The sequence below is a fragment of the Mesorhizobium sp. M0898 genome (assembly GCF_040319695.1).
Classification (GTDB): domain Bacteria; phylum Pseudomonadota; class Alphaproteobacteria; order Rhizobiales; family Rhizobiaceae; genus Mesorhizobium.
The window spans coordinates 45,797-69,120 of the sequence record NZ_JAMYOE010000010.1 but is presented as its reverse complement, the minus strand read 5'-3'; the positions used below and the strand labels follow the sequence as shown (position 1 = coordinate 69,120).

Sequence of the window (23,324 nt, the reverse complement as noted above, 5' to 3'; positions counted from 1 at the left end):
AAGCGCAAGCCGATCACGATCTCGCCTGCCGCCAGGACCTCGGTCTGCGGCTCCTTGTCGGGGCCGGCAATTCGGAAGCTGCCTCCGATCCATTGCAGGTCGATCGTTGCATCGGGCATGACGACGATTGGCGGTGCGCCCGCCGGGTCCATTCGATGCGCCCACACCGAAGCAAAGCTCCCGTGAAGCCGCGCCGACGCTGGACGTTGCTGAAATGAACCCGTTGCCTGCGCTGGGACGGGATCGCTCATCTCGCTCCTCTTCGGATTACCGGCGGTGAACCTACGACGCAGTGGCTGCGCCCGCCGTCGCTCGAGACAACAATCTGCACGACCGACAACGTCTGCCAATCGAAAACGGTTGCAAGAATCGGTTGTTTCTTCCGGCCGGAAGGAAGAGGGCAGGTGAATAATCATGTCAGATGCATCGCCTCGGCGGCGGCGTGTGAAGCCATACGTCGATGGCCGTTTTGTTCAATCCGGCAGGCGAGATGCGTGCTTATCTTTCGCCGTCGTACATCACACGAGAGGTATGCATCATGAGCAACAACAACGATCAACGGATCGACTACGTCGAATTCAACGTGAAAGACATTCAGCGGTCACGCGACTTCTACGGAAAGGCCTTCGGCTGGACCTTCACTGACTACGGCACGCAATATTGCGAGTTCAACGACGGGCGCTTGTCAGGTGGCTTCGCCGCTGGCCCAGCGAGGTCCGGAGGAGGCCCGCTCGTCATTCTCTATGCCGATGATTTGCCGGCAACGGTCAAGCGGGTCGAGGAAGCGGGAGGCACGATCGTCAGGCCGATTTATGGGTTCCCCGGCGGCCGGCGCTTTCATTTCGCGGATCCGGATGGTTACGAGCTAGCGGTTTACACCGAGGACGGCAGCAAGGAATGATCGCGTTCCTCCACCACCTTGGATTGGTTTTGCTCGGCGGCATCTTTATCTGGACGGGCGCCGAGCATTTCCTCAGGTTCCGGGCAGTTACAGCGTCCCTGGCCGAGCGGGGCTTTCCTGCTCCCAGGCCTCTTCTCGCGGCCGGATCGGTGCTGGAGATCGCAGGCGGCTTTTGCCTAGCAGCGGGCCTTGGTGGACCCTTTCCCGCCGCGACCTTGGCCGTATTCACCATTGCGGCGTCGTTCATGGCGCTCAACTTCTGGCGCTACAGCGGCGATGAACACGAAGCGCTTCGTACCGGCTTCACCATCAATGTCGCCGTCTTGGGCGGGTTGATTGTCGCCGCGACCACTAGCCTGTGATCATCGTTTCGAGGCGGCGGGCCACTGGACCACGACAGAGCCATTCCACGACGCTGCGCTGCTTGGGCATTTCGTTGATGGCTTCCGCAAGGCCGATCTTCCGGCGTGACCTCCTAAACGGCCAGCTTTGAACGCGGCGCTCTGTACAAAGCCTGCGTCAGGATCGCGACGATGAATCCCATCCCCTGCGATCCTCCTCTAAGGTCCGGCGCCTTGGCTGTCACGGGTCGCCTTAGGCGCTCACGAATGCCCATGGGGCAATGTGGATGAAGGCAGCGCACCTTGTAAGCATGCAAGTTCACATTTTAGCGGCGTGAGCAGGCGGCCTGTGAAAATCCATGTTCTGATGTCGTTGCCTCCTCGGCACCGTTCGTGCGACCTATTCCTCAAAGCGACCCGTGGCGTCACGATCGCGCTCGTATCGTCTGGTGAGTGGAAACGGCGGCAACCAGGACTCGCGTCGGATGATCCAGCTTTCGTAGGTTGGCATCAGCTGGTCAGGCGCATCCAGCGACCCCAGGTTTACTTCGATTTCGTCTGCGGTGCGTCCGAAAACGGAGGAGCCGCAGCGGGGACAGAAAAACCGTCCGGCGTAGTCGCGTGTTTCGCCGTCGATCGTCACCGCATCCTCAGGAAAAATCGCGGAAGCGTGAAAAAGGGCGCCATGATGCTTGCGGCAGTCAAGACAGTGACAAAGGCCGACCCGGTATGGGCGCCCCGACGCGATAATTCGAACGTTGCCGCACAGGCAACCGCCGGTGAATCGGTCCATGCTGCGTCTCCTCCAATATCAAGCGGCCGGAATGGTTACAACGACCGGCACTGTTGTTGCAATCGCCGCGCCGCGGGCGGGGACGCGTCGTTCTTCCGTGGCGATGACATTGCAGCCGCCTCTCTATGCCTTGCGCGAGCTTGCCGCCGAAAATAGGCTTTGGTTTGTCATACGGAACGAAACGGCGCGTTCCATTGAGCCGCCAACTCGGCGGCCGAGGCGATCTTGACGCCGCAGTCGGCGAGTATGCGTGCGACGGTCGCTACCAGTTCGGCGTTGGACGAGGCTATGCTGCCGTCCGGAAGGAAAAGATTGTTTTCGAAGCCGACCCGGACATGGCCGCCAAGCAACGCGGCGGCGGTCACGCACGCCGCTTCGTTGCGGCCGAAGGCGCAGACGCTCCAATGGTCGAAGCGCGGCATGTTCGCCGCAAGAAATGGCAAGAGATCGGCAGGAACGGACGCCTGTCCCGGCGTGTAGCGGCCCAGCACGTAGAGAACCGGTATGCTTGCCCAGGGGATCAGTCCGCGCTGCTGCATGTCCGAAAGCCTGACGGCCTCCTCGGGCGAATAGAGGATGATCTGCGGCGCAACCTCCTCGGTGTGCAGCCAGGCCATGAAGCGCACACAGGCGAGTTCCGATCCGGCATCAGGAACGATTTCGCGAAGCGCCAGCGAGACAGCTTGCGGCTTCACATCTTGTACGACGGCCATCTGTTGGGCCGGCGAATAGATACCGAGCGCTTCGGAGGTGATCTGAATTATCAAGCGGTCGCCGGCAGCACCGCGGATGGCGGCGATCGTCTGGCGGTAGGCGTCGGGGTCGAGCAGATGATTGCCGCTTCTGTCGCGGACATGGACGTGGATCATAGCCGCACCGGCATCGGCGCATTCCGCGGCCGTCCTCGCAAGTTCGGCTGGTGTCAGCGGAATCGCCGGATGGTCGGCCTTGCTGCGACGTCCCCCGTTCGGGGCGACGGCTATGGCGATGCGGTCGAGACCATGGGCCGGCTTCATGGGGACGTTCTGTGAGCGACAAGATTCATATGAATCAATCTTTGATCACACTGAAACAGACGTTGCAATCGCTGGGCTGGCGAGCTAGCAATATCCATGGACCAGGGAGAGCTTGCTGGACAGATCGTCACTGCCTTCGACGGCATGTCGGCGCAGCTTCGGTCCGCTGCGCGCTATGTCCTTGACAAGCCGTATGATGTCGCGCTGTTGTCCATGCGCGAGCAGGCCCGGCACGCAGGAGTGCAGCCGGCGACGATGACGCGGCTGGCCCAGCATCTCGGCCTTGATGGCTACGAGGCGGTACGCGATATCTACGCCGCCGCGATCCGGGACGGCGAAATCGGTTTCGCTGGCAAGGCGGGCCTTCAGGTGGCCAGCCAAAAGCTCAAGGGCGACCACGCGCTGGCGGCCGATATTCTGGATTCGATTTCCAGCCAGCTTGCCCATCTGGCCGAAAGCAGGTCGATCGACCGTCTGGTCGACACGGCCAGGGCGCTGAGTGCGGCAAGGCGCGTCTATTGCCTCGGCCTGCGCTCGAGCCATGCGGTGGCCTGGCATCTGCATTACATCCTGTCGCTGATCGGCGAGAAGTCGGTGCTGTTGCACGGCATCGGCGGAACCGATGGTGACGCTCTGGCCCATGCGACCAAGGACGACGTGCTGATCGCCGCCAGCGTCCTGCCCTACACGCGCTTCACAATCGAGCTTGTCGAGTACGCTGCCGGCCGCGGCGTACCGGTCATTGCGATCACCGACAGCGGGGTAGCGCCCTTGGCGCTGCTTGCCGATCACCTAGTCGTCGTGCCGACCGGCAGCCCGTCCTTTTTCCACACCATGACGCCAGCTTTCATCGTTGCTGAGATCCTCGGTGCTCTTGTCGCAGGACAGGCAGGCGAGGGCGCCGTCGAATCGCTGCGACGCTTCGATGAGCAGGGCGCCGCCCTCAAGACCCACCTGAACCAGCGTGCGCCGAAGAAAATGCCCCTGAGGGACCGTCGATGACACACATTCTTCATCGAACCATCCACTCGACGCTGCCGGTCGCCGCTCGCGGCCAAGGCATCGAACTGTTCGATGCCAAGGGCAAGTCCTATATCGATGCGTCGGGCGGCGCCGCGGTGTCCTGTCTCGGCCACGGTCATCCCGACGTGATTGCCGCGCTGCACACCCAGCTTGACCGCATCGCCTACGCCCACACCAGCTTCTTCACCACCGAGGTGGCGGAGCGCTTGGCGGATCGGCTGGTCGAGGACGCGCCGAAAGGGTTGGACCACGTCTATCTGGTCAGCGGCGGCTCGGAGGCGGTCGAGGCCGCACTCAAGATGGCCAGGCAATATTTTGTCGAGAAAGGCGAGCCGCAACGGCGCCATCTCATCGCACGCCGGCAGAGCTATCACGGCAATACGCTCGGCGCTCTCGCCACCGGCGGCAACGAATGGCGGCGCGCCCAGTTCAGGCCGTTGCTGATCGAGACCCACCATATCGACCCCTGTTACGCCTATCGCTATCAAAGGCATGGCGAAAGCGACGAAGCCTATGCGGCGCGCGCCGCCCAGCAGCTCGAAGACAAGATCCTCGAACTCGGCCCGGACGAGGTCATCGCCTTTGTCGCCGAGCCGGTGGTGGGTGCGACGCTCGGCGCAGTGCCGCCGGTCGCGGATTACTTCAAGCACATTCGCGCGATTTGCGACCGCTACGGCGTGCTGCTCATTCTCGACGAGGTGATGTGCGGCATGGGCCGTACCGGCACGCTGCATGCGTGCGAACAGGACGGCATCGCCCCCGACCTGCTGACCATCGCCAAGGGACTCGGCGGTGGCTACCAGCCGATTGGCGCGGTGCTGCTCGGCCGGCATATCTTCGATGCCTTTGCCCAAGGCTCGGGCTTCTTCCAGCATGGGCATACCTATATGGGCCATCCAATGGCAGCGGCGGCCGGCCTTGCTGTGCAGGAGGTCATCCGACGTGACGGTCTACTCGACAACGTCAGCGCAATGGGCGCGCAGCTGGACGAACGCCTGCACCAACGCTTCGATAACCACCATCACGTCGGCGACATTCGCGGGCGGGGTCTGTTCAGGGGAATCGAGCTGGTGGTTGATCGCGCCAGCAAGGAGCCGTTCGATCAGAGGCTTGAACTCAACGCCCGCATCAAGCGCGAAGCAATGGCCCGCGGCCTGATGATTTATCCGATGGCCGGGACGATTGACGGTGTGCGGGGCGTTCATGTGCTTGTGGCGCCGCCTTTCATCATTTCCAAACAGGATATCGATCGGATCGTCGAACGGCTCGGTGAGGCAATCGACGCTGCGATTGCTTCAGCGGCCTGACCCGCACGACGCGGACCGCCTCAAACCAGTTCCAACGCGTCATCGGCGATGGGCCGGGACACCCACCAGAGAGGTAGCAACCATGTACAGTTCGATGAAAACCCTGATCGGCGCGGCGGCCTGCATGCTGCTGGCGCTGCCATCCGTCGCTGCCGAGCAGCGCTTCGTCACGGTCGGCACCGGCGGGGTCACCGGCGTCTACTATGCCGTCGGCGGCGCCATTTGCCGACTGATGAACAAGGACCGGCAGAAAACCGGCATCCGATGCTCGACGGAGTCGACCGGCGGTTCGGTCTTCAACGTCAACTCCATCCAGACCGGCGACCTCGATTTCGGCTTGACCCAATCGGACGTCCAGTACCAGGCCTATGAGGGGACCGGAAATTTCGACGGCAAGCCGTTCAAGGATCTGCGGGCCGTGTTCTCTGTCCATCCCGAGCCGTTTACCGTGCTGGCGCGGCCAGACGCCGGCGTCACCAAATTCGAGGACTTCAAAGGCAAACGCTTCAACGTCGGCAATCCCGGGTCAGGCACCCGCTCGTCCATGGAGGAGTTGCTCAAGCAGATGGGCTGGACGCTCGGCGATTTCTCGCTTGCCGCGGAGCTGAAGGCGGACGAGCAGGGCAGCGCGCTGTGCGACAACAAGATCGACGGTTTCTTCTACGGCGTTGGCCATCCTTCCGCCGCGATCCAGGATCCGACCACGGCCTGTGGCGCCAAACTCATCCCGCTGACCGGTCCGGCAGTGGACGCGCTGTTGGCAGCTCATCCGTACTATTCAGTCGCCACCATCAAGGGCGGCATGTACGCCAACAATCCGGACGACGTGACGACATTCGGCGTCCGCGCGACAGTGGTGACGAATGCCAGCACGCCCGATGAGGTGGTCTACGAACTGGTGAAGTCGGTCTTCGAAAATTTCGACGACTTCAAGAAACTGCATCCGGCTTTCGCCAATCTCGATCCCAAGGAGATGATCAAGACCGGTCTGTCGGCGCCAATGCATCCGGGCGCGGAGCGCTATTACAAGGAGAAGGGCTGGCTCTGAGGCCTTCAATGCGAGGCGCCACAGGCGCCTCGCATCGCAAATAATTGTGGGGAACGATGACAGATCAAAGCCAGCGGGCGGCAGGGCCTGACCAACCCATTATCGACATTGACAAGCTTAGCGAGATCGTCGCCGAGGCCGACACCGGTGGGCGCAAGCCGACCGGCCGCACCGCGAAGCTGATCCTCGGCGTATCGCTGGCATGGTCGCTGTTCCAGCTCTGGTATGCCTCGCCCCTTCCGTTCATGCTCAATTTTGGTGTCATCAGCGATGGCATCGCCCGCTCCATCCATCTGGCCTTCGCCCTGTTTCTGGCGATGCTGACGTTTCCGGCCTTCAAGACCTCGTCGCGCAGCCGGGTGCCGCTGCCCGACTGGGTGCTAGGCATCGCCGGGGCGGCGTCCGCCCTCTATCTGTTGGTCTTTTACAGCGATATCGCCCATCGGCCGGGCCTTCCTACTACGGCTGACCTGGTCGTCTCGATCGCCGGCGTCCTCATCCTGCTCGAGGCCGCCCGTCGCGCCGTCGGGCCTGCCATCACCGTCATCGCGGCGATCATGCTGATCTATATCTTCGCCGGGCCTCACCTACCTGGCCTGCTCGGCCACAAAGGCGCGACGTTATCGCGCGCAGCCTCGCAGATGTGGCTGACGTCGGAGGGGGTCTTCGGTGTTGCCCTTGGTGTGTCCACCAACGTCGTCTTCATGTTCGTTCTGTTCGGAACATTGCTGGAGCGCGCCGGCGCCGGCGGCTTTTTCATCCAGCTTGCCTTCTCGCTGCTCGGCAAATACCGCGGCGGTCCGGCCAAGGCCGGTGTTGTGGCTTCCGGCCTGACCGGCATGATTTCCGGGTCGTCGATCGCTAATGTCGTGACCACCGGAACCTTCACCATCCCGCTGATGCGCCGGGTCGGATATTCTGCGGTGAAGGCGGGCGCCATCGAATGCGCGGCCGGCGTCAATGGTCAGCTGATGCCTCCGGTGATGGGCGCCGCCGCGTTCTTGATCGCGGAATATGTCGGCATTTCCTATGCCGAGGTGGTCAAGCACGCCTTCTATCCGGCGCTGCTGACCTACGGCTCGTTGTTCTACATCGTCGATATCGAGGCGATGAAGACGGGGATGAAGGGCCTGCCGTCACGCAGCACGCACTCCGCATTTCAGGGCGCGCTGCGCGGGCTGATTGGCATATGCGGTTTCATCATCCTCGCAGGGCTTGTCTATTACGGCATTGGCTGGACGAAGATCGTTTTCGGCGCGGCCGCGACCTGGATGATCACTGCCGCGCTGATCGCCGTTTACATCGGCCTTGTCGCCTACCGGGCGCGTTATCCCGACCTGCCGCTGGAGGATCTGGAGGGCGAGATCGTCAGGATTCCCCACTTCGGCGAGACGGCACGCACCGGCCTGCATTTTCTGCTGCCTGTGATCCTGTTGATCTGGTGCCTGATGGTGGAGGAGTTGTCGCCCGGCCTGTCGGCATTCTGGGGCGCTGTCGCCCTTATGGCGCTGATCGTCACGCAGCGGCCGCTCACCGCCTTTTTCCGCAAGGACCGCGCGCTGGCGCAGCATTGGCTTCACGGTTTCGACGATCTGGTCGGTGGGCTGTCCGCCGCCGCACGCAACATGACGACGGTCGGCATTGCCACTGCGACGGCCGGCATCATCGTCGGCACGGTTCTGCTCACGGGCATCGGGCTGGTAATGACCGAGCTGGTCGAATTCATCTCGGGCGGCAGCTTCATCGTCATGCTTTTGTTCACCGCGGTGATCTGCATCATTCTCGGCATGGGCATGCCGACCACTGCAAGCTATGTCGTCGTCGCCACCTTGATGGCGCCGGTCATCGTCGATTTGGCGGCGCAGAACGATCTTGCCGTGCCGCTGGTCGCCGTCCACATGTTCGTTTTCTATTTCGGGCTGATGGCGGATGTGACGCCGCCAGTGGGTCTGGCAGCTTATGCTGCTGCGGCAATTTCCGGCGCCGATCCGGTGAAGACCGGCATTCAGGGCTTCAAGTACGAGATCCGTACCGGCCTGCTGCCGTTCATCTTCATCTTCAACACCGGACTGCTGATGATCGATCTCGAAGGTCCGTTCGATTCCGTCGCGATGGTGGTGACATCGACGCTGGCCATGGTCTCGTTTGTAGCAGCGACGCAGAATTGGATGCTCGTGCGCAACCGCTGGTACGAGACGATTGCGTTGCTTGTGGCCTGTTTCATCTTGTTCAGGCCGGGATTGTTGCTCGATCAGGTGAGTGAACCGTATCGGGCAGTACCCGCCACCGAACTCAGCCGTATCGTCGACGAGACGGCCGAGGGAGGCGCGGTTCGCTTGCGCCTGACGACACTGAACCTCAACGGCGATGAGATATCGAAGCTGGTTCGGCTGCAGCTCGGGCCTGCAAATTCATCGGCCGAACGCCTCAAGGCTGCGGGCCTGGACGTCAGTGCGCTTGGCGATAGCGTGACGGTCGGCGTCGTGCGACTGGGCAGCCAGGCGGCCAAATTCGGCCTGCAGCCCGGCGACGAAATCAACCGGGTGCTAGTCCCTGCGGAACGGCCATCGCGCTATTGGTTTACCATCCCGGCCCTGTTGTTGGTCGGTCTCGTCTTCTGGGTTCAGAAGCGGCGAAGGAGGACAATCGGTCCGTAAGCGTCTTGTGAGCGGAAGAGTCTTGGCCAGCATGTCAGTAACAAGAGAACCAAACGGCGCCGCGGAACCGACTAATGCGGAAATGCGCATGACGACGCGCGACCGCCCCTTCGAACCCGTCGACTACGGGCTTTACGCGCTGACGGTCATTGCCTGGAGCGCATCGTGGTTCGCGATCGAACTTCAGGTCGGCAGCGGCGTGTCGAACGAGGTCAATCTGGTCTGGCGCTTCGCCATCGCCACGCTGCTGATGTTTGCCTGGGCGGGCTTTTCCGGTCGGCGGCTCCGCTTTCCGATCACCGATCATTTGCGCTTTGCTGTGCTCGGCATCCTCATCTTCTCGTCGAACTTCCTGTTTTTCTATTATGGCGCCGGCTATCTCGTCAGCGGCTTGCTCTCAGTCGTCTTCTCGCTCGCTTCGGTCATCAACATGCTGCTCGCTGCCTTGGTCATCGGCGAGCGCCCGGCGCCGCGCATTCTCGCCGGCGGCATCATCGGCTTCGCCGGAATAGCGCTGATGTTCTTTCCCGAAATCGCCGCCAACGGGCTTTCCGGCGGCACGTTGGTGGGCCTTCTTCTGTGCCTCTGCGGCACGCTGAGCTTCTGCGCCGGCAATCTCGTCTCCGTCGCCAACCAGCGCCGCGGACTGCCGCTCGTTTCAACGAGCGCCTGGGGCATGCTTTATGGCACTTTGTGGTCGGCGTTGTTGGCCTTCCTGCTTGGTGAGCCGTTCGTGTTCGCGACGACCGCCTCTTATATCGGCTCGCTGGTCTTCCTCGCCGTCATATCGACCGTCGTGGCTTTCGCCGCCTACCTGACGCTGCTCGGACGCATTGGCGGCGCCCGCGCCGGCTATGCGACCGTCATATTTCCCGTCTTTGCGCTTTTGATCTCCACGGCGCTGGAAGGCTATGCCTGGACTGCGTACGCGATCATCGGGCTCGTCCTCGTCGCCGCCGGGAACGTCCTGGTCATTCGCGGGGGACGGCGCTGACGCATGGAATGCTTGCGCAATGCCGCCGCGTTCCGGTTGTGCGGGTCGCGGTTCTATCGAGCTTGACTCTCCGCATCCTCTGTCTAAGCTGCGGTCAATGGGTCAGACCAATGTACCAGGGTTGGCCCGGGAGGGAACTAGACGCGCATGCCGATCCAGGCCGTTGAACCACGCCGGCTTTACCGACAGGTAGCCGATCAGCTCAGGCAGCTGATCGATGCCGGCGAGTTTTCCGTCGGCGACCGCCTGCCGACCGAGCGGGATCTGGCCGACCAGCTCGGAATTTCCCGCCCGACAGTCCGTGAAGCGCTGATAGCGCTGGAGGTTGAAGGCCGCATACGCATCCGCGTCGGCTCGGGTATCTACGTCACCGATCCGCCGAGCGCCGCCGCCTCCGAACCCGAAGTCGAGGAAGGCCCGTTCGAGCTGTTGCGCGCGCGCGAATTCGTCGAAGGCGCGATCGCCGCCGAAGCGGCCCTCCATGTCCGGCCTGCAGATATCGAACGGCTCGACGACGTGCTGCGCCGGATGGAGGCCATGCGTCACCCCAACAAGATGACCATTGCGCTCGACCGGGAATTCCACACCGCTGTCGCCGGCATTCTCGAGAACGCGGTGCTGGTGCGCTTCATCGGCGAGCTTTTCGACCAGCGCATGAACCCGTACTTCGAACGCCTGTCAATCTATTTCGAGACCAGCGATTCCTGGCAGGTCGCGGCAAAGGAACATCTTGCCGTGCGTGATGCAATTGCCGCGCGCGACCCCGAGCGGGCCAAGGCCGCCATGCAGCAGCATCTGCGCCAGTCGCAAATCAGATTCTCACGCAATTTCGATGAGAGAGCCGCAGCCAAGGAGGTTGCGGAATAGCAGTTGGCCGGGGGGAGATCCGGCCGTCAAGTTCAACCAGGGAGGAATTAGATGCTGAGAAAATACGCAGTTCTGCTCGGTGCGATCGCCGCAATTGCCATACCCATGGCGTCGGCCTCGGCGGAAACGGTCCTGAAATGGGCGCATGTCTACGAGACGACGGAGCCCTTCCACACCGAATCCGTGTGGGCGGCCGACGAAATCAAGAAGCGCACCCAGGGCCGCTACGCCATCGACGTCTATCCGGCCTCGCAGCTTGGCAAGGAAGCAGACATCAACCAGGGCCTGATGCTCGGTACCGTCGATATCATCATTTCCGGATCGAGCTTCGCGGCGCGCGAATATCCACCGATCGGCGTCACCTATTTCCCATACACTTTCCGCGATGCCGACCATTTGCTGAAATACACCAAGAGCGACGTCTACAAGGCCCTGACCAAGGGCTATGAGGACAAGACCGGCAATCACATCGCCGCCACCACCTATTACGGGACGCGGCAGACCACCTCGAACCGTCCGATCGCCAAGTGCTCCGACATGCAGGGCCTGAAGATGCGGGTTCCCGACGTGCCGGCCTATCTGGCCATGCCGCGTGCCTGCGGCGCCAACACCGCGCCGATTGCCTTCGCCGAGGTGTATCTGGCCCTGCAGAACGGCACGGTCGAGGCCCAGGAGAATCCGCTGACCACCATCGAGGCGAAGAAATTCTACGAGGTGCAGAAGAACATCGTGCTCACTGGCCATATCGTCGATCATCTCAACACCATCATATCGGCGTCGCGCTGGGCCTCGCTTTCCGACGAGGACAAGAAGATCTTCACCGAGGTGATGCAGGAGGCTGCCGCCCGCGCCACGGCAAAGATCGTCGCCCGCGAAAAGGAACTGGTGCAGGTATTCAAGGACCGCGGCATCAGCGTAACCGATGTCGACCGTGCCGACTTCGAGAAGAATGTGCTGGAGAAGGTCACCTTCGAGGAGTTCGGCTACAACAAGTCCGATTGGGAAGCGATCCGCGCCATCAAGTAGGGCACCGGGAAATCAGATGCTTGATCAAGAAGACAGAGCGGCAATCGGATTTGCTGCTTTAACCTGCCCTTCCGTCCGGCTCCAAATTGCGCCGGACGGCCTTTTCAATCCTTGACGACCCACCAGCTTCGGGAGCCCGCGCCGATGGCCGAGGAACACCACACCGAGATCACCGTCGAAGAGATCGCGCACGCCTTCGAGGAGGTGCCGGTACACGTCGACCTGTCGGACCACGGCATCGAGGACTGGATTACGCTTGCCGTTTTCTGGGGCATGGTCGTGTGTGTCTTCCTGCAGTTCTTCACCCGCTATGCGCTGAACAACAGCCTTGCGTGGACCGAAGAGATCGCCATCAACGCGCTCGTCGTCGTCGTTTTTCTCGGCGCCGCCATGTGCGTGCGCCTTTCGCGCCATATCCATGTCGACGTGCTTTACCACTATCTGCCGGAGCGCGTCGGCCGCTGGCTGGCGCTCGCCGTCGATGTTATCCGCATCGCATTCTTCGCCTACGGATCCTGGCTGATGTGGCGCTACGTCACGATCGTGGCGCATGAGCGCATGGTCACCGTCAACCTGCCGCGGCGCTGGTTTTTCTACGCCGTACTGGCCGGGTTCGTGCTGATGCTACTGCGCTCGATCCAGGTCTTCATCGGCAATTACAGGCGCGGCTATTCGGTGCTCGAGCGTCCTGGCGCGTTCGAGACGGCGGGGGTCTGAGCGATGCTGCTTCTGGTCGGGGGCTTTCTTGTCCTGATGCTCATCGGCGTGCCGGTCGCCGTTTCGATGGCGGCCGCGTCGATCCTTTACCTCGTCATCTACGGCGTCGCGCCCGATATCATCGCGGCCCAGCGCATGATCGCCGGGGTGGAGAGCTTTCCGCTGCTCGCCGTTCCGTTCTTCATCCTGGCCGGCAACCTCATGAACATCGCCGGCGTGACCGGGCGCATCTATTCCTTCGCCCTTGCCCTGGTCGGCTGGATGAAAGGCGGCCTGGCGCAGGTCAACATCATCGGATCGGTGATCTTTTCCGGCATGTCGGGCACCGCGCTCGCCGACGCCGCCGGCATCGGCACCATCGAGATCAAGGCGATGAAGGACCACGGCTATCCGATCGACGCCGCGGTCGGGGTTACCGCCGCTTCAGCCACGCTCGGGCCGATCTTCCCGCCTTCGCTGCCCTTCGTCATCTACGGCATGATGGCCAATGTCTCTATTGGCGCGCTGTTCATGGCCGGCATCCTGCCCGGCGTGGTCATGACCGTGCTGATGATGATCACGGTCGCCATCTTCGCCTACAGGCGCGGCTGGGGCTCCGACACATCCTTCGAGCTTCGGCGGCTGGCCGAAGCGGCGGGCGAGGTGCTGGTGGTGGCTGCCTTTCCGATTGGCTGCTATGTGCTGGTGCAGCTTGGCCTGTCGATCAATATCGCGGTCGGCATAGCGCTGCTGGTGCTGATCGTGGCGGACTGGTATTTCGATTTCTCCGCGGTCATGGCCCTGATGACGCCGGTCATCCTGATCGGTGGCATGACGATGGGCTGGTTCACGCCGACCGAAGCGGCGATGGCGGCTGTGATCTGGTCGCTTTTCCTCGGGCTGGTGCGCTACCGCACGATGACGCTGCGTTTGCTTGCCAAGGCCAGCTTCGACACGATCGAAACGACCGCCTCGGTGCTCTTCATCGTTACCGCCGCATCGATCTTCGCCTGGCTGCTCACCGTCAGCCAGGCAGCACAGCTGTTTTCGAACTTCATCTTCGCGCTCACCGAAAACAAGTGGGTCTTCCTGATCCTGGTCAACATCCTGATGCTGGTGGTCGGCTGCTTCCTCGATACGATCGCCGCGATCACGATTCTGGTGCCGATCCTGCTGCCGGTCGCTGCCGTCTACGGCATCAACCCTGTGCATTTCGGGCTGATCATGACGCTCAACCTGATGATCGGGCTTTTGCACCCGCCGCTCGGCATGGTGCTGTTCGTGCTGTCGCGCGTCGCCAAGCTCTCGGTTGAGCGCACCACCATGGCGATCCTGCCGTGGCTGGTGCCGCTTATCGTGGCGCTGCTTCTGATCACCTTCATACCCGCCATCACGCTTTGGCTGCCGACCGAGATGGGCTTGATCCGGTGAGTGGCCAGGTGATTGCCGCGACGCTGTTCGGCCCGCAGGACCTGCGCGTCGTGGAGCGTCCGCTTGAACCGCTGGCACCAGGCATGGTGCGGGTGCGCTTTGGGGCAGGGGGCATCTGCGGCTCCGACCTGCATTATTTCCGCCATGCCCGGACCGGCGACTTCGTTGTGACCTCGCCGCTTGTCCTCGGCCACGAGATCTCGGGCGAAATCGTCGAGATCAACGGCGCGGCACCCGGCCTGGGTGTCGGCGACCATGTCGCGGTCAATCCGTCGCGCTGGTGCGGGCATTGCGCGCGATGCCTGGAAGGCCGCGCCAATCTCTGCGAGAACATCTATTTCATGGGCTCGGCATCGAAGACGCCGCATATGCAGGGCGGCTTCGCCAGCCTGTTCGACGCCACGCCCGCGCAATGTTTCAAGGTTCCATCTGACGTGGCCTACCAGGCGGCCGCACTTGCCGAGCCGCTGGCGGTCAGCCTGCACGCTGCCACGCGGGCGGGCGACATCAGGGGCCGCAATGTCATCCTGTTCGGTGCCGGCCCCATCGGTCTCTTGACCATGCTCGCGGCCAGGCTTGCGGGCTGCGCTGAACTGACCGTCGCCGACATCGCCGCCGCGCCGCTCGCCTTCGCCCGCAGTTTGGGCGCCGACAGGACGATCGACCTTTCCGGCGGCGACGCCGAACTCCAGGCGCTTGCTGCCGGCGGTTCGCTTGATGTGGCGTTCGAGATTTCAGGCACTGCCGCCGGCCTTGCCGCGGCGATCGCTAGTGTCCGGCGCGGCGGCACGGTGGTCCAGGTCGGCAATCTTCCCGGTGGCCAGATCCCGCTGCCTGCCAATGCAGTGATGGCCAAGGAGATCGACCTCAAAGGCACATTCCGCTTCGGCACGGAGTTCGGCCGGGCGGTCGATCTCATCGTGTCGGGGGAGGTGGACGTCCTGAAGCTGATGACAGCGGAGCGCACGCTTTCTTGCGCCCCCGATGCCTTCCGACTTGCCGCCGACCGTTCACAGAGTGTCAAGGTCGTGCTGACCGCGGACTGAATCGTGGTTTTTGCCAGATCGTTGGCGGCTATAACTCATTGCGAACGGACGAAACTCAGAACGTGCTCGACGTATATGCTCCCACCCAGGTCTCCGGTTAAACTCGGGAGCAATACCCGGCAGCTTGCTGTCAAAATTGTTGGCAGCAAATCCGCTCGCGCTTAAAGCCCTTCGTCGCGAGATTTCGTTCAGTTCGGCCATGCCTCGTCCTGCCAATCGCGCGCTGCGTGGATCACCCGCAAAATTGAAATGCTTTGTCGGGCGCCCTTGGCGGTCACGGCATAAGCGATGATGTAGGGCAGGCGACTCAAAGGCTTTTTATAGGTGCCGGATACACGGCCGGGTCGCCCGGTTGCCATTTCCCCAAGCGCGGCCCCTGCGTCCAGAATCCGGTCTGCTGCCAGGCGCGCAGCGCGCGGATTATCCTGCGAGATATAGGCGATCTGTTCCTTGATGTCGTCCAGCTTACCGCGAGACCACTGAACGGCTCGCGTCACACCTTGCGGCCCGTGCCGGCATCAATCGCGGCATAAATTTCTGCCATAGCCTTATCATGAGACACGATGCGCCCAGCTTCGACATCAGCAAGGCCGCGCTTGATACCTTCAATGATTTCAAGCTCGCGATCGACATACGCTGCGACGGCTTCACCTGCGAGGAACGACTTGCTACGCCGGGTGTCGGTTGCGATCCGGTCGAGCTTTTCCTTTACATCGGGACTGACGCGAATTGTCATAGTGGTGCTAGCGGCCATAGCGGTGTCCTGTGTTGATCGGTGTACACCTTAGCACAGAGCGCCGCGCTGGTTCATTATCCCCTGACCGCCGAGCCGACGATCGAATCCACAAAGAAGCGCTGCAGCAAGACGAAGAGCACCAGTGGCGGGAGCACGGCAAGCGTGGCGCCAGCCATCACCAGTCCCGTGTTTAGAGCGCCTCTGTTGTAGCTGAGCAGGCGACTAAGGCCGATGACGATCGGATATTCGTGTGCATTGCCCTGTAGAACGGTCAGCGGCCAGAGATAGCTATTCCAGTGATAGACGAAGGCAAACAGCGCCAGTGCCGCGATTGCCGGCGCCAGACTGAATCGAGGATGCGCAAAGTCCCTGTTTTTTGCGAGGCAATCGGCGCTTCACTGTGCAGGTACAAATAGAATGTGCGACCGTGCTGGCTTCCCAGCATCAGGATAGAGCATACGCCTGGAACCTTCATAGCCCGATGCCGCGCTTCTTTCCCAGGTTCCAATCCACGCCCCCCATATCCGAGCACACGACCCCGATGACTTGATTACCCAATCGCTTTTCGAGCGACGGCGACCAGGGCACGAGCTTGAATTCGAGTCCATTGTCGATCATCGCGAGCCGGCCTGAAGCCAGCGAGAAACGCCGCCGGTAAATCCCAGCCACATGATCGCCGTTGGCAGCCTTCGTGAACGAGAGGCCCGTCTGGGCGGCGAGGCGGGCACCGAGCGATTCCACCTCATGATCGTGTAAAGTATCGATCAGATTGCGCACAAGAATGACGCGCTGTCCCTCGCGCTTGGCCAGATCGCGGCTGACAAGGTGGTCGACCCGATCTTGCAGTGCCTGTCTTACGTCCCTACCAAAGCCGCCGTCACCGAATTCGGCAGGCTCGCGTGCAACGAGTTGGCGATCGAGCCAAGTCGCGCCGGAAGCATGGACCTGCTGTTCGATTGACAGGTCGGAGCGGACCGCGAGCGTGACCCGGCCACCGCCATTTGCACTCGCATCGCGGCACAACTCCACGACCGAGCCCGGGTCGGAGTCTCCGGCCGCATCAGGGTCATGGAAGCGAATGTGGTGCGTGCGTCCATCAATGCCATCGACGATGGCATAGGCCGCGCCGCGCCGTTCGTCATAAAGGCCGCGTTCGAGCAGTCGGCCGATCACGGGCGCATCAATCCTTTCGGCGGCTAGCACATAGTCGGCCGTCCCTTTTTCTAGCCCATGCACAGTGAGGCTGCGGTGCATGCGCTTGATGATGTCGCCGCGTTCACCGAGGGCGCGCAAAGTGGGCTCGGCCTGTTCGACCACTATCCACTGGCCGGGACGGATCTCGTTCGCGAGGCCCAGGCTTTCCAGTTGCCGCAGCCGGCCGACTTTGAGCCCCAGGAACTCGTCGGGCCGGCGATCAGGATGTGGCGCGAGATCAATGATACCATGACGGTCGGCGTCACGAACAAGCTGGCGATCGAGCTGCGTCCAGCGCTCAGTGTCGACCTGGCGCTCGATGGCCCGGCGGATGTCGAGGTCCATGCGGAGCCCAAGCGTCTGGGTGAGAATGTCGCTCGCCCGATCGCGCATGCCCTGGCGGATGTAGTCCCGCGAGATGACAAGGCTCTCGCCATCGTCGGCAACGCCGCGAACGAGGATGTGAACGTGCGGATGTTCGGTGTTCCAGTGATCGACGGCTATCCAGTCGAGCCTCGTGCCGAGGTCGCGCGCCATGTCGGCCATCAGGTCACAAGCGAAGTTCTTGAGGTCGCCGAGCTCCATTGCATCGTCTGGCGAAACGATGAAACGGAAGTGATGCCGATCATCCTTGCAGCGGTCGCAGAAGGCGTCATGATCTGCATCTTTGGTGTCGGGACCGAACATCCTCGCCTTCTCACCATCACGTGTAACACCTTCGCGGCGAAGATATTTGAGATGGGTGGCGAGTGGCCCAGACCCTCTGAACTGCCGTACCACACGGGTCTTGACGACGGCGCCGCGTGACCGGTCAGAGATGAGGCGACTGGCGCGGATGCTCGCTGACCTGCCGCGGCCAAACGTTGAAGCTCGCGGGGAGGTGATCCGACCCTCGCGTGTAAGGTGACCGCCGGCGCGCTGTGTGGCCGCAAGAGCCTGGAAGATGAAGGGTCGTGCGCGCTGGCCGGCGCGGGAGCGGATGCGACCAGGGCGGACGCGAAAGCTATCGTCACGCTTCATGCTAGACGGCCACGAGGTGCGGTTTCCATTGAAACACTGAAAAATTGGGAATAGCGCACATCGCTGATTGTGCCAGCACATTGCGAAATGAGACGAAAATTGTAAGGAAAACAATCGGCCGAACCGAGCCGCACCTCGCGGCCCTTTATCCTGCCAATCTCTCTGTTCTCATCCACAGCCAACTCTTCCGCCGCAATTTCCGCGACGGAACAGGCCGGAATGCAATTGAGGACGAACGTGGCGATCATCGCGATATGGCTAAAGAGTGCTGAGCGAATAGGCCGGAAACAGCGTGGTTCGATTGGAAATCGGTTTCACCCGGCTGTGGCTCGATCGCGGTCAGGTCCGCAGCAGGATCGCCCATTGGCGACCGCATTGCGGACGAATAAATCGCCGCAAAGATCGTCTCGGCATAACCATTGCCATCCGATGCAGCGGCGTTCCGAATGTCATGGGGATGCGGAAAGATCGTTGCACCTTGCCGCGCGCGCCGCGGAGTGAGAACTGCACCATCGAGCAGCGGCGCAAGTTTCCTGACGTAGTCGACCGTCTCGCGTGGCAGCGGACGGCCGGTTAAGAGATGTTCCGTGTACCGACCAGGACCGGCATTGTAAGCGGCAAGAAAGCCGCTGCGCCCGAAGCTGTCGAGCATTTCGCGAAGATATGCTGCACCTGCAAGAATGTTGTCACGCGGTTGATAGGGATCGTCACCAAGACGGTATTTGATGCGCAGTTCCTGCCACGTCGCCGGCATGATCTGCATCAAGCCCATTGCGCCCTTGCTTGAAAGCGCACGAACATCGCCGACGCTCTCAACATGCATAACGCCGCGCAGCAACTGCTCTGGAATGGCGAAGCGTTTTGACGCTTCCCGGATATGCCGCGACCACGGGCCAGCCGACAAGATCGTCGACTCGGAGTGCGCCGGCCGTTCACCAGCACAGGAAGCCGCTGCACCAGTTTCGGGCGCCACGAAGCCGAGCATGACACATGCGGCAAACGTCGTCATGCCTCTGTGGGCTGCGTCCCGCAGACCGCAGAACCGATGCGCTGCCAGGCTGCGACGGTGTTCGCTTCCGTTAAGGGCAGGGGCTCGCCAATCGAACCGGCTTTGCCAAAACGGTGATGAAATCGGTGTCCGCAGCCACAAGCAAGTGTCCGGCCCCCTCTTGGCTGCCTCGCGGGCGGTCGGGTCGAAGGTTTTCACCGGCGCGCAATGGATCAAAAGGGTTGGCGAGAAAGATTCGTCGAAGGGCTCCAGAAGCATCTGTTCAGCCTCGCCCGTCGCGCTTCGAAGATCGCTTCCAGTGCAGGCTCCAGACGCTGTTCTCTGCATCGGACCGGAACAGCTTGGCGCGGATCGGCTGCGTAAAGGACGGGTCGTCTATTGAGACGGAGAGGTAATCCCCAGCCTTGTCTCCGGCGCGGTCCCAAGCCGCACCGACCGCCATCCCTTCGCAATAGATCAGATGGTCGGGCGCGTTTTCGGTTTTGGATTTCTCGGCAGGCAGGATGGCAATCTTCGCCTCGATTGTTAGCGTGGAGAGATTGCCGAAGAAGCCGTCATCATTGCGCGTGAAGGTTCCGATCTGGGTCATTGCAGTGCTCCTTTCTGAGTGTTGGTGCGCGTCGAGCCGAGCCCTCACGGCTCGCTAGCGAGGGATCGTTGGTGATATCCAGTACCGGAGTGGTGCGCTCCGTGGTCCAGACGGGAACCGCGCGGCCAACTATCGATGAGAGCGGGAGCGGGCCGAAATAGCGGCTGTCAAAACTGTCGGCTGCACCCGGGTTCATAAGGAAGACGTCGGCCTCGGCAATGTCGCGGCAGCCCTGCCAGATGGGCAGGGATCGACCACGACTGTCACGCTCGCGCGCATGTCCATACGTCTTGCCGTTGACGATGATCATTGTGCCTTGGCGACAGACGGTTGCGCCCCCGAGTGCCAAAACACGCTTCAGGAGCGGCACTTTTTTCGGCAGATAGCCGCGTCTTGCCATGAAGGCCGCCAATGGCTCGGGCGGTATGATGACGGCGATATTGGCAATACCGATTTTGTCGGCCGGCTGGACGCGATAGAGCCCGACGGGGATGCTCGCCGATGCGTTCCAGATGGACAGCGGCGGATGGCTAATCCATGCCGGCGCCGCGGCGAGCACTGCGCCGCCAACCATGGTGGCGATGATCTTTGTGCGTCTGCTCATGACTCGATCCCGGGGCGCAGCAGGAAAGCTTTACGACGCTTGCCGGCGTATGGACTCGGCTGCTCGCGTGCGGCTATCCGGCTGTGGACGTGCCGCCGTTGACGCGGCGACATGAAGGTCAGGATTTGCTGCTGTTTCGCCGCTACCAAGCGGCGCGGTTGCAATCTCCTGGCTTGCGCGTGGATGGTTTGCGACGCAGCCCAGACCAGGATGGCAGCGTTCCAAATCGTTGCCATGCCGTGCACACTTGCCGCCTCAACGCAGGTCGGTTCTTCGCCCGCATGAGGGTGGATCGGTGTCAGGTGGCGGGATTTCACCAATAAGACGAGCTGCCGCGCCACGACGTCCCGCGTGCCGCGTGGAGGGAAGCCGGTTGAGGGGATATAAGACAGCGCAAATTGCTGCTGAACGGTCTCGCGATACTGCATTTTTTCGGTGCGCCACAGATCAGGTGCTGCGGTCGCGCCGGCCGACATAGGCGGGCGCGCGAGCTGCATGGGGTTTTGCCGGCGGAACATAGGTCGCATTGGCATCGCTGGTGGAGGTGCGTGCGCCCAGCTCTATCCAGGCGTGCAGGTCGTTGATGTCGTAGAGAACGCGCCCGCCGACCTTCCGGTATTTTGGGCCGGTGCCGTAGGTCCGGTGCTTTTCGAGTGTGCGGGCGCAGAGCCCGACGATGGGTGCTGCCTCCTTCGTGCGCAAATACTTTTGGGGCGCGTCCGCGGGACCCTTCGACATCGCTCGATCTCCATTCGGTTCTGCTGTCGTCCTGGCCTGCCGGGACGCGCGAAGTGGACCATGATCGAAATGAGGAAAGGCGAGGGAGGGCAAAGATTGGGGGGCGCGTTTTTGCTACCCCTTTGCTACCCCGAAGAAGGACTTCGGCGGCCGGACTTTTCGCTGCGGTTGTGGGGGTAGAAGAGAAGATCGCGATAGCCGCCGGCGACTAAAAAAGCTGCACGGCGTAAGATAGCTCGGACCTTGTGGCGGAGATGATGATCACGCCAATCTCGCGGCACAATCGGCTCTTGCGAAAACAGCACCTCCGCGAGCTGACGATACGTTGCACCCGTGCGGTGACCATCATGTGCGCGTAAATTGAGGATATGCCTGGTCTTGGTCTGTTGCGGCAGCGCGCCGTAAGATGAACTTCCTGCCCGGCCGTTCAGTGCGCGCCAGAACCGGCGCGCTGCATCGAGCCGCGTCTCGAATGCAGCGTCGAGCGGCAGAAGGATAGCGTTGAATTCACCGGCGCGGTCATCAGCGACGAGATGACTTTTCCCAATTAAGGTAGACCAAGTAATGTGAAGGCCTTCGTCCTGCGGCCAAACGCTGGCTCCGGCAAGGCTGGAAGGTCGAACTGTTTGATGGGATGCGGATACCTGCATGACCCGGAGCACGCGCGGCGAGGCCTGTTCCGTCCAGATGATATTGTCCGCTTTCGGAACTCCGGCACCGGCAGTTTTGAAATCGCGCGCCCCAACGGGCGGCGAGATCGGGCTGACCGGCAGGTTCTCCAGAACCAGCGAGTTGCGATGCAAGCTGGCTGCACTCTGCCACGAATTCGTCATTCCGGATCAGATACTCGGCAGCGAACTCCGTAGCCTGGTAGCTGCACATGTGTGCATACGCCGCCGGATCGGTCCAATCGCCTTGCACTGTTCCTGTCCTCTCCGCGTACCCGGATGTGAGGCGTCGGCGTCAACATTCCCGGCGGATAAGGAAGTTGAATAGTTGGAGAGTCGACAAACCATTATGCCGACTCAGCAAAGTGGAGCGCCGGCCGCGTCAGTGCGGAGCGCCGCCAGCGAGAAGATATCGGTAGCCGCTGGTCGTTATCCATCGCGCGCGGGCAAGATGGGTTTCCCAGGACCGGAACGCTCGTTCCGGCTCCTGCTCCGGGTCTATATGCAAGACGATCCTGGCCACCTCTCGCCAATCGGCATCTTCCGCCGCCGCGTCAAGCAGGCGAATGTAGGTGAGCAGACGCTCCTCGTCATAGCCGGTCAGGACCGAGGCATCCGGCGCAATGTCGGCGACATCAGGATCGAGCAGCGGTTTAAGCATGGTATTTGACCGTTCATATTTCGATCGCGATCTCGAAGGAGCCGTCCTTTAGATCGAGCACCAATCATAGCGAATAGGAACGATCATTCCTAGAACGATAGTTCCCTTTCTGGTCCCTAATCCGCCATGAATCTCAAGGAGATCATGGCGGCCAACATGCGTCGTCTGCGCCATGACCAGAACGTGACGCAGGAGGAACTGGCCGCCCGCTCTGGACTGAGCATGCGTTACGTCGGATCGATCGAGCGCGCTCGGGTCTCGGCCAGCATCAGTGTTCTCGGGAGGATCGCAACTGCGCTGAATGTGGACCCATGCGAGTTGATCAGAAAATCGGCACCGTGAGTTGACGCGGGAAACACCTCGAATTTTCGATGATCGGCGAGGCGACATGCAGGAATGAAGTCTCCAGTCGCGAACACGACAGGTAGTCGCCCCGAAGTCCGACGGAGCTCGTTGCGCAGCGACTGCGCTCATCTTGTCGTGAAAAGGAGGACGGCCCCGCCCTGTTCGTCCGGGCGGAGCCTTGGTCGGGGCTTTACTCCGCGTTGCGACGGCCGTTGGGGCGGGACCAGATGAGGCTGTAGTCTTCGCCTTGCTCATCGTTGAAGAGGTTGGCGTAGATCGGAGCGGTGAAGCTCGGATCGTCCAGCTTCAGGCCGAGAAAGTCGCGGCCTTCATTGGAGCGCTTGGACCAGGCGGCGCCGATCTCGACCCGCCCGACGAAGACACGGTGGCTGGGGGCGTTGTCGCCAGAGCGGTTGGCCTCGGGGATGATGCGGACGTTCTTGGCCTGGAGCGAGAGGGTGACGATTTCGCCGGTGAACTCGTTGTTGCCGGTCCTCTTGAAGCTTCCGATTATCGCCATGAGTTTTCTCCTTGAACTCTGTTTCGAGCCCGCACCATTGCGGCCTCGATGGCGATCGGCGGGCCGCAGGCGATCGACGCCGCATCGCTTGCGA

The 23,324-nt window shown here is 61.8% G+C and carries 28 protein-coding genes; 13 read left to right on the top strand and 15 right to left on the bottom strand.

The genetic code is table 11. From position 1 onward, the window contains the following. The first annotated feature begins 535 nt into the window (after positions 1-535). Together NKH90_RS13990 and NKH90_RS13985 are read left to right on the top strand one after the other, a co-directional pair. Positions 536-901 (top strand): VOC family protein, encoded by a 366-nt coding sequence (locus tag NKH90_RS13990; RefSeq protein WP_352470699.1) that lies wholly within the window; start codon positions 536-538, stop codon positions 899-901. After that, on the top strand, positions 898-1,263 hold the full coding sequence (locus NKH90_RS13985) for a DoxX family protein (RefSeq protein WP_352819838.1): 366 nt from the start codon (positions 898-900) through the stop codon (positions 1,261-1,263). Before NKH90_RS13990 ends, NKH90_RS13985 begins: the two co-directional genes overlap by 4 nt. 379 nt (positions 1,264-1,642) lie before the next feature. Here NKH90_RS13985 and NKH90_RS13980 read toward each other — a convergent pair whose 3' ends face one another. Then, positions 1,643-2,035 carry a GFA family protein gene (locus NKH90_RS13980; RefSeq protein ID WP_352684671.1) on the bottom strand — a complete coding sequence of 131 codons (393 nt, stop codon included), beginning with the start codon at positions 2,033-2,035 and terminating at the stop codon, positions 1,643-1,645. Positions 2,036-2,202: 167 nt separating this feature from the next. Further along, complete coding sequence (locus NKH90_RS13975; protein ID WP_352819836.1) at positions 2,203-3,051, bottom strand: beta-keto acid cleavage family enzyme; 849 nt, start codon at positions 3,049-3,051, stop codon at positions 2,203-2,205. 96 nt (positions 3,052-3,147) lie between these two features. Between NKH90_RS13975 and NKH90_RS13970 the strand changes: the two genes are divergently transcribed. From NKH90_RS13970 to NKH90_RS13925, 10 genes are all read left to right on the top strand, one after another. Then, complete coding sequence (locus NKH90_RS13970; protein ID WP_352819834.1) at positions 3,148-4,053, top strand: MurR/RpiR family transcriptional regulator; 906 nt, start codon at positions 3,148-3,150, stop codon at positions 4,051-4,053. Beyond that, positions 4,050-5,381 carry an aspartate aminotransferase family protein gene (locus NKH90_RS13965; RefSeq protein ID WP_352819832.1) on the top strand — a complete coding sequence of 444 codons (1,332 nt, stop codon included), beginning with the start codon at positions 4,050-4,052 and terminating at the stop codon, positions 5,379-5,381. Before NKH90_RS13970 ends, NKH90_RS13965 begins: the two co-directional genes overlap by 4 nt. A 94-nt stretch (positions 5,382-5,475) precedes the next feature. Next, positions 5,476-6,429 (top strand): TAXI family TRAP transporter solute-binding subunit, encoded by a 954-nt coding sequence (locus NKH90_RS13960; RefSeq protein WP_352819894.1) that lies wholly within the window; start codon positions 5,476-5,478, stop codon positions 6,427-6,429. Positions 6,430-6,485: 56 nt separating this feature from the next. Then, positions 6,486-9,086 (top strand): TRAP transporter permease, encoded by a 2,601-nt coding sequence (locus tag NKH90_RS13955; RefSeq protein WP_352819830.1) that lies wholly within the window; start codon positions 6,486-6,488, stop codon positions 9,084-9,086. An 88-nt stretch (positions 9,087-9,174) separates the two neighbouring features. Next, positions 9,175-10,080 (top strand): DMT family transporter, encoded by a 906-nt coding sequence (locus tag NKH90_RS13950; protein ID WP_352819828.1) that lies wholly within the window; start codon positions 9,175-9,177, stop codon positions 10,078-10,080. A gap of 147 nt (positions 10,081-10,227) precedes the next feature. After that, a complete protein-coding gene (locus tag NKH90_RS13945; RefSeq protein ID WP_352819826.1) occupies positions 10,228-10,947 on the top strand; it encodes a FadR/GntR family transcriptional regulator in 720 nt (239 codons plus the stop codon). 51 nt (positions 10,948-10,998) lie between these two features. Continuing rightward, positions 10,999-11,973 carry a sialic acid TRAP transporter substrate-binding protein SiaP gene (locus tag NKH90_RS13940; protein ID WP_502893778.1) on the top strand — a complete coding sequence of 325 codons (975 nt, stop codon included), beginning with the start codon at positions 10,999-11,001 and terminating at the stop codon, positions 11,971-11,973. A 144-nt stretch (positions 11,974-12,117) separates the two neighbouring features. Continuing rightward, on the top strand, positions 12,118-12,690 hold the full coding sequence (locus tag NKH90_RS13935) for a TRAP transporter small permease (protein WP_352455843.1): 573 nt from the start codon (positions 12,118-12,120) through the stop codon (positions 12,688-12,690). 3 nt (positions 12,691-12,693) lie between these two features. Next, positions 12,694-14,100: a TRAP transporter large permease gene (locus tag NKH90_RS13930; RefSeq protein WP_352455844.1), complete on the top strand. Its 1,407-nt coding sequence runs from the start codon at positions 12,694-12,696 to the stop codon at positions 14,098-14,100. Beyond that, positions 14,097-15,146: an L-idonate 5-dehydrogenase gene (locus tag NKH90_RS13925; RefSeq protein ID WP_352819824.1), complete on the top strand. Its 1,050-nt coding sequence runs from the start codon at positions 14,097-14,099 to the stop codon at positions 15,144-15,146. The genes NKH90_RS13930 and NKH90_RS13925 overlap by 4 nt, the downstream gene beginning before the upstream one ends. 188 nt (positions 15,147-15,334) lie before the next feature. Here the strand turns inward: NKH90_RS13925 and NKH90_RS13920 are convergent, their stop codons facing one another. The 12 genes from NKH90_RS13920 to NKH90_RS13865 form a co-directional block, all read right to left on the bottom strand. Continuing rightward, on the bottom strand, positions 15,335-15,643 hold the full coding sequence (locus NKH90_RS13920; protein WP_352819822.1) for a type II toxin-antitoxin system RelE/ParE family toxin: 309 nt from the start codon (positions 15,641-15,643) through the stop codon (positions 15,335-15,337). Then, positions 15,640-15,900 carry a CopG family ribbon-helix-helix protein gene (locus NKH90_RS13915; protein ID WP_352452153.1) on the bottom strand — a complete coding sequence of 87 codons (261 nt, stop codon included), beginning with the start codon at positions 15,898-15,900 and terminating at the stop codon, positions 15,640-15,642. The genes NKH90_RS13920 and NKH90_RS13915 overlap by 4 nt, the downstream gene beginning before the upstream one ends. A gap of 453 nt (positions 15,901-16,353) precedes the next feature. Further along, positions 16,354-18,096: a relaxase/mobilization nuclease domain-containing protein gene (locus NKH90_RS13910; RefSeq protein WP_352819820.1), complete on the bottom strand. Its 1,743-nt coding sequence runs from the start codon at positions 18,094-18,096 to the stop codon at positions 16,354-16,356. After that, complete coding sequence (locus tag NKH90_RS13905; RefSeq protein WP_352819818.1) at positions 18,093-18,344, bottom strand: hypothetical protein; 252 nt, start codon at positions 18,342-18,344, stop codon at positions 18,093-18,095. Before NKH90_RS13905 ends, NKH90_RS13910 begins: the two co-directional genes overlap by 4 nt. Further along, on the bottom strand, positions 18,341-19,363 hold the full coding sequence (locus tag NKH90_RS13900; RefSeq protein WP_352819816.1) for a lytic transglycosylase domain-containing protein: 1,023 nt from the start codon (positions 19,361-19,363) through the stop codon (positions 18,341-18,343). The genes NKH90_RS13905 and NKH90_RS13900 overlap by 4 nt, the downstream gene beginning before the upstream one ends. A 4-nt stretch (positions 19,364-19,367) precedes the next feature. Next, a complete protein-coding gene (locus NKH90_RS13895) occupies positions 19,368-19,694 on the bottom strand; it encodes a DUF736 domain-containing protein (RefSeq protein ID WP_352768557.1) in 327 nt (108 codons plus the stop codon). Then, positions 19,663-20,298, bottom strand: a complete 636-nt coding sequence (locus tag NKH90_RS13890) for a S26 family signal peptidase (protein WP_352819814.1) — start codon at positions 20,296-20,298, stop codon at positions 19,663-19,665. The genes NKH90_RS13895 and NKH90_RS13890 overlap by 32 nt, the downstream gene beginning before the upstream one ends. Beyond that, entirely contained in the window at positions 20,295-20,795 is a 501-nt protein-coding gene (locus NKH90_RS13885) for a replication initiator protein A (protein WP_352819812.1), read from the bottom strand. The genes NKH90_RS13890 and NKH90_RS13885 overlap by 4 nt, the downstream gene beginning before the upstream one ends. Continuing rightward, on the bottom strand, positions 20,746-21,036 hold the full coding sequence (locus NKH90_RS13880) for a helix-turn-helix transcriptional regulator (protein WP_352771559.1): 291 nt from the start codon (positions 21,034-21,036) through the stop codon (positions 20,746-20,748). The genes NKH90_RS13885 and NKH90_RS13880 overlap by 50 nt, the downstream gene beginning before the upstream one ends. A 125-nt stretch (positions 21,037-21,161) precedes the next feature. Further along, the gene (locus NKH90_RS13875) at positions 21,162-21,527 is read right to left on the bottom strand and encodes a DUF2285 domain-containing protein (protein WP_352768916.1); all 366 of its coding nucleotides are present in this window, start codon (positions 21,525-21,527) and stop codon (positions 21,162-21,164) included. Between the two features lie 31 nt (positions 21,528-21,558). Further along, a complete protein-coding gene (locus NKH90_RS13870; protein ID WP_352768913.1) occupies positions 21,559-21,918 on the bottom strand; it encodes a transcriptional regulator domain-containing protein in 360 nt (119 codons plus the stop codon). A gap of 168 nt (positions 21,919-22,086) precedes the next feature. Further along, on the bottom strand, positions 22,087-22,365 hold the full coding sequence (locus tag NKH90_RS13865; RefSeq protein ID WP_352470545.1) for a DNA -binding domain-containing protein: 279 nt from the start codon (positions 22,363-22,365) through the stop codon (positions 22,087-22,089). Between the two features lie 126 nt (positions 22,366-22,491). Between NKH90_RS13865 and NKH90_RS13860 the strand changes: the two genes are divergently transcribed. Next, entirely contained in the window at positions 22,492-22,707 is a 216-nt protein-coding gene (locus NKH90_RS13860) for a helix-turn-helix domain-containing protein (RefSeq protein WP_023674290.1), read from the top strand. Positions 22,708-22,900: 193 nt separating this feature from the next. On the opposite strand, the gene NKH90_RS13855 is transcribed toward NKH90_RS13860, so the two are convergent. Continuing rightward, positions 22,901-23,230: a DUF736 domain-containing protein gene (locus NKH90_RS13855; RefSeq protein WP_352768910.1), complete on the bottom strand. Its 330-nt coding sequence runs from the start codon at positions 23,228-23,230 to the stop codon at positions 22,901-22,903. Between the last annotated feature and the right edge of the window lie 94 nt (positions 23,231-23,324).

Coding starts and splice junctions, on each gene's coding strand:
- NKH90_RS13985 (WP_352819838.1), top strand. CDS start 898: ATGATCGCGTTCCTCCACCACCTTGGATTGGTTTTGCTCGGCGGCATC.
- NKH90_RS13980 (WP_352684671.1), bottom strand. CDS start 2,035: ATGGACCGATTCACCGGCGGTTGCCTGTGCGGCAACGTTCGAATTATC.
- NKH90_RS13975 (WP_352819836.1), bottom strand. CDS start 3,051: ATGAAGCCGGCCCATGGTCTCGACCGCATCGCCATAGCCGTCGCCCCG.
- NKH90_RS13970 (WP_352819834.1), top strand. CDS start 3,148: ATGGACCAGGGAGAGCTTGCTGGACAGATCGTCACTGCCTTCGACGGC.
- NKH90_RS13965 (WP_352819832.1), top strand. CDS start 4,050: ATGACACACATTCTTCATCGAACCATCCACTCGACGCTGCCGGTCGCC.
- NKH90_RS13960 (WP_352819894.1), top strand. CDS start 5,476: ATGAAAACCCTGATCGGCGCGGCGGCCTGCATGCTGCTGGCGCTGCCA.
- NKH90_RS13955 (WP_352819830.1), top strand. CDS start 6,486: ATGACAGATCAAAGCCAGCGGGCGGCAGGGCCTGACCAACCCATTATC.
- NKH90_RS13950 (WP_352819828.1), top strand. CDS start 9,175: ATGACGACGCGCGACCGCCCCTTCGAACCCGTCGACTACGGGCTTTAC.
- NKH90_RS13945 (WP_352819826.1), top strand. CDS start 10,228: ATGCCGATCCAGGCCGTTGAACCACGCCGGCTTTACCGACAGGTAGCC.
- NKH90_RS13940 (WP_502893778.1), top strand. CDS start 10,999: ATGCTGAGAAAATACGCAGTTCTGCTCGGTGCGATCGCCGCAATTGCC.
- NKH90_RS13935 (WP_352455843.1), top strand. CDS start 12,118: ATGGCCGAGGAACACCACACCGAGATCACCGTCGAAGAGATCGCGCAC.
- NKH90_RS13930 (WP_352455844.1), top strand. CDS start 12,694: ATGCTGCTTCTGGTCGGGGGCTTTCTTGTCCTGATGCTCATCGGCGTG.
- NKH90_RS13915 (WP_352452153.1), bottom strand. CDS start 15,900: ATGGCCGCTAGCACCACTATGACAATTCGCGTCAGTCCCGATGTAAAG.
- NKH90_RS13910 (WP_352819820.1), bottom strand. CDS start 18,096: ATGAAGCGTGACGATAGCTTTCGCGTCCGCCCTGGTCGCATCCGCTCC.
- NKH90_RS13905 (WP_352819818.1), bottom strand. CDS start 18,344: ATGATCGCCACGTTCGTCCTCAATTGCATTCCGGCCTGTTCCGTCGCG.
- NKH90_RS13900 (WP_352819816.1), bottom strand. CDS start 19,363: ATGCTTCTGGAGCCCTTCGACGAATCTTTCTCGCCAACCCTTTTGATC.
- NKH90_RS13895 (WP_352768557.1), bottom strand. CDS start 19,694: ATGACCCAGATCGGAACCTTCACGCGCAATGATGACGGCTTCTTCGGC.
- NKH90_RS13890 (WP_352819814.1), bottom strand. CDS start 20,298: ATGAGCAGACGCACAAAGATCATCGCCACCATGGTTGGCGGCGCAGTG.
- NKH90_RS13885 (WP_352819812.1), bottom strand. CDS start 20,795: ATGCAGCTCGCGCGCCCGCCTATGTCGGCCGGCGCGACCGCAGCACCT.
- NKH90_RS13880 (WP_352771559.1), bottom strand. CDS start 21,036: ATGTCGAAGGGTCCCGCGGACGCGCCCCAAAAGTATTTGCGCACGAAG.
- NKH90_RS13870 (WP_352768913.1), bottom strand. CDS start 21,918: ATGTGCAGCTACCAGGCTACGGAGTTCGCTGCCGAGTATCTGATCCGG.
- NKH90_RS13865 (WP_352470545.1), bottom strand. CDS start 22,365: ATGCTTAAACCGCTGCTCGATCCTGATGTCGCCGACATTGCGCCGGAT.
- NKH90_RS13860 (WP_023674290.1), top strand. CDS start 22,492: ATGAATCTCAAGGAGATCATGGCGGCCAACATGCGTCGTCTGCGCCAT.
- NKH90_RS13855 (WP_352768910.1), bottom strand. CDS start 23,230: ATGGCGATAATCGGAAGCTTCAAGAGGACCGGCAACAACGAGTTCACC.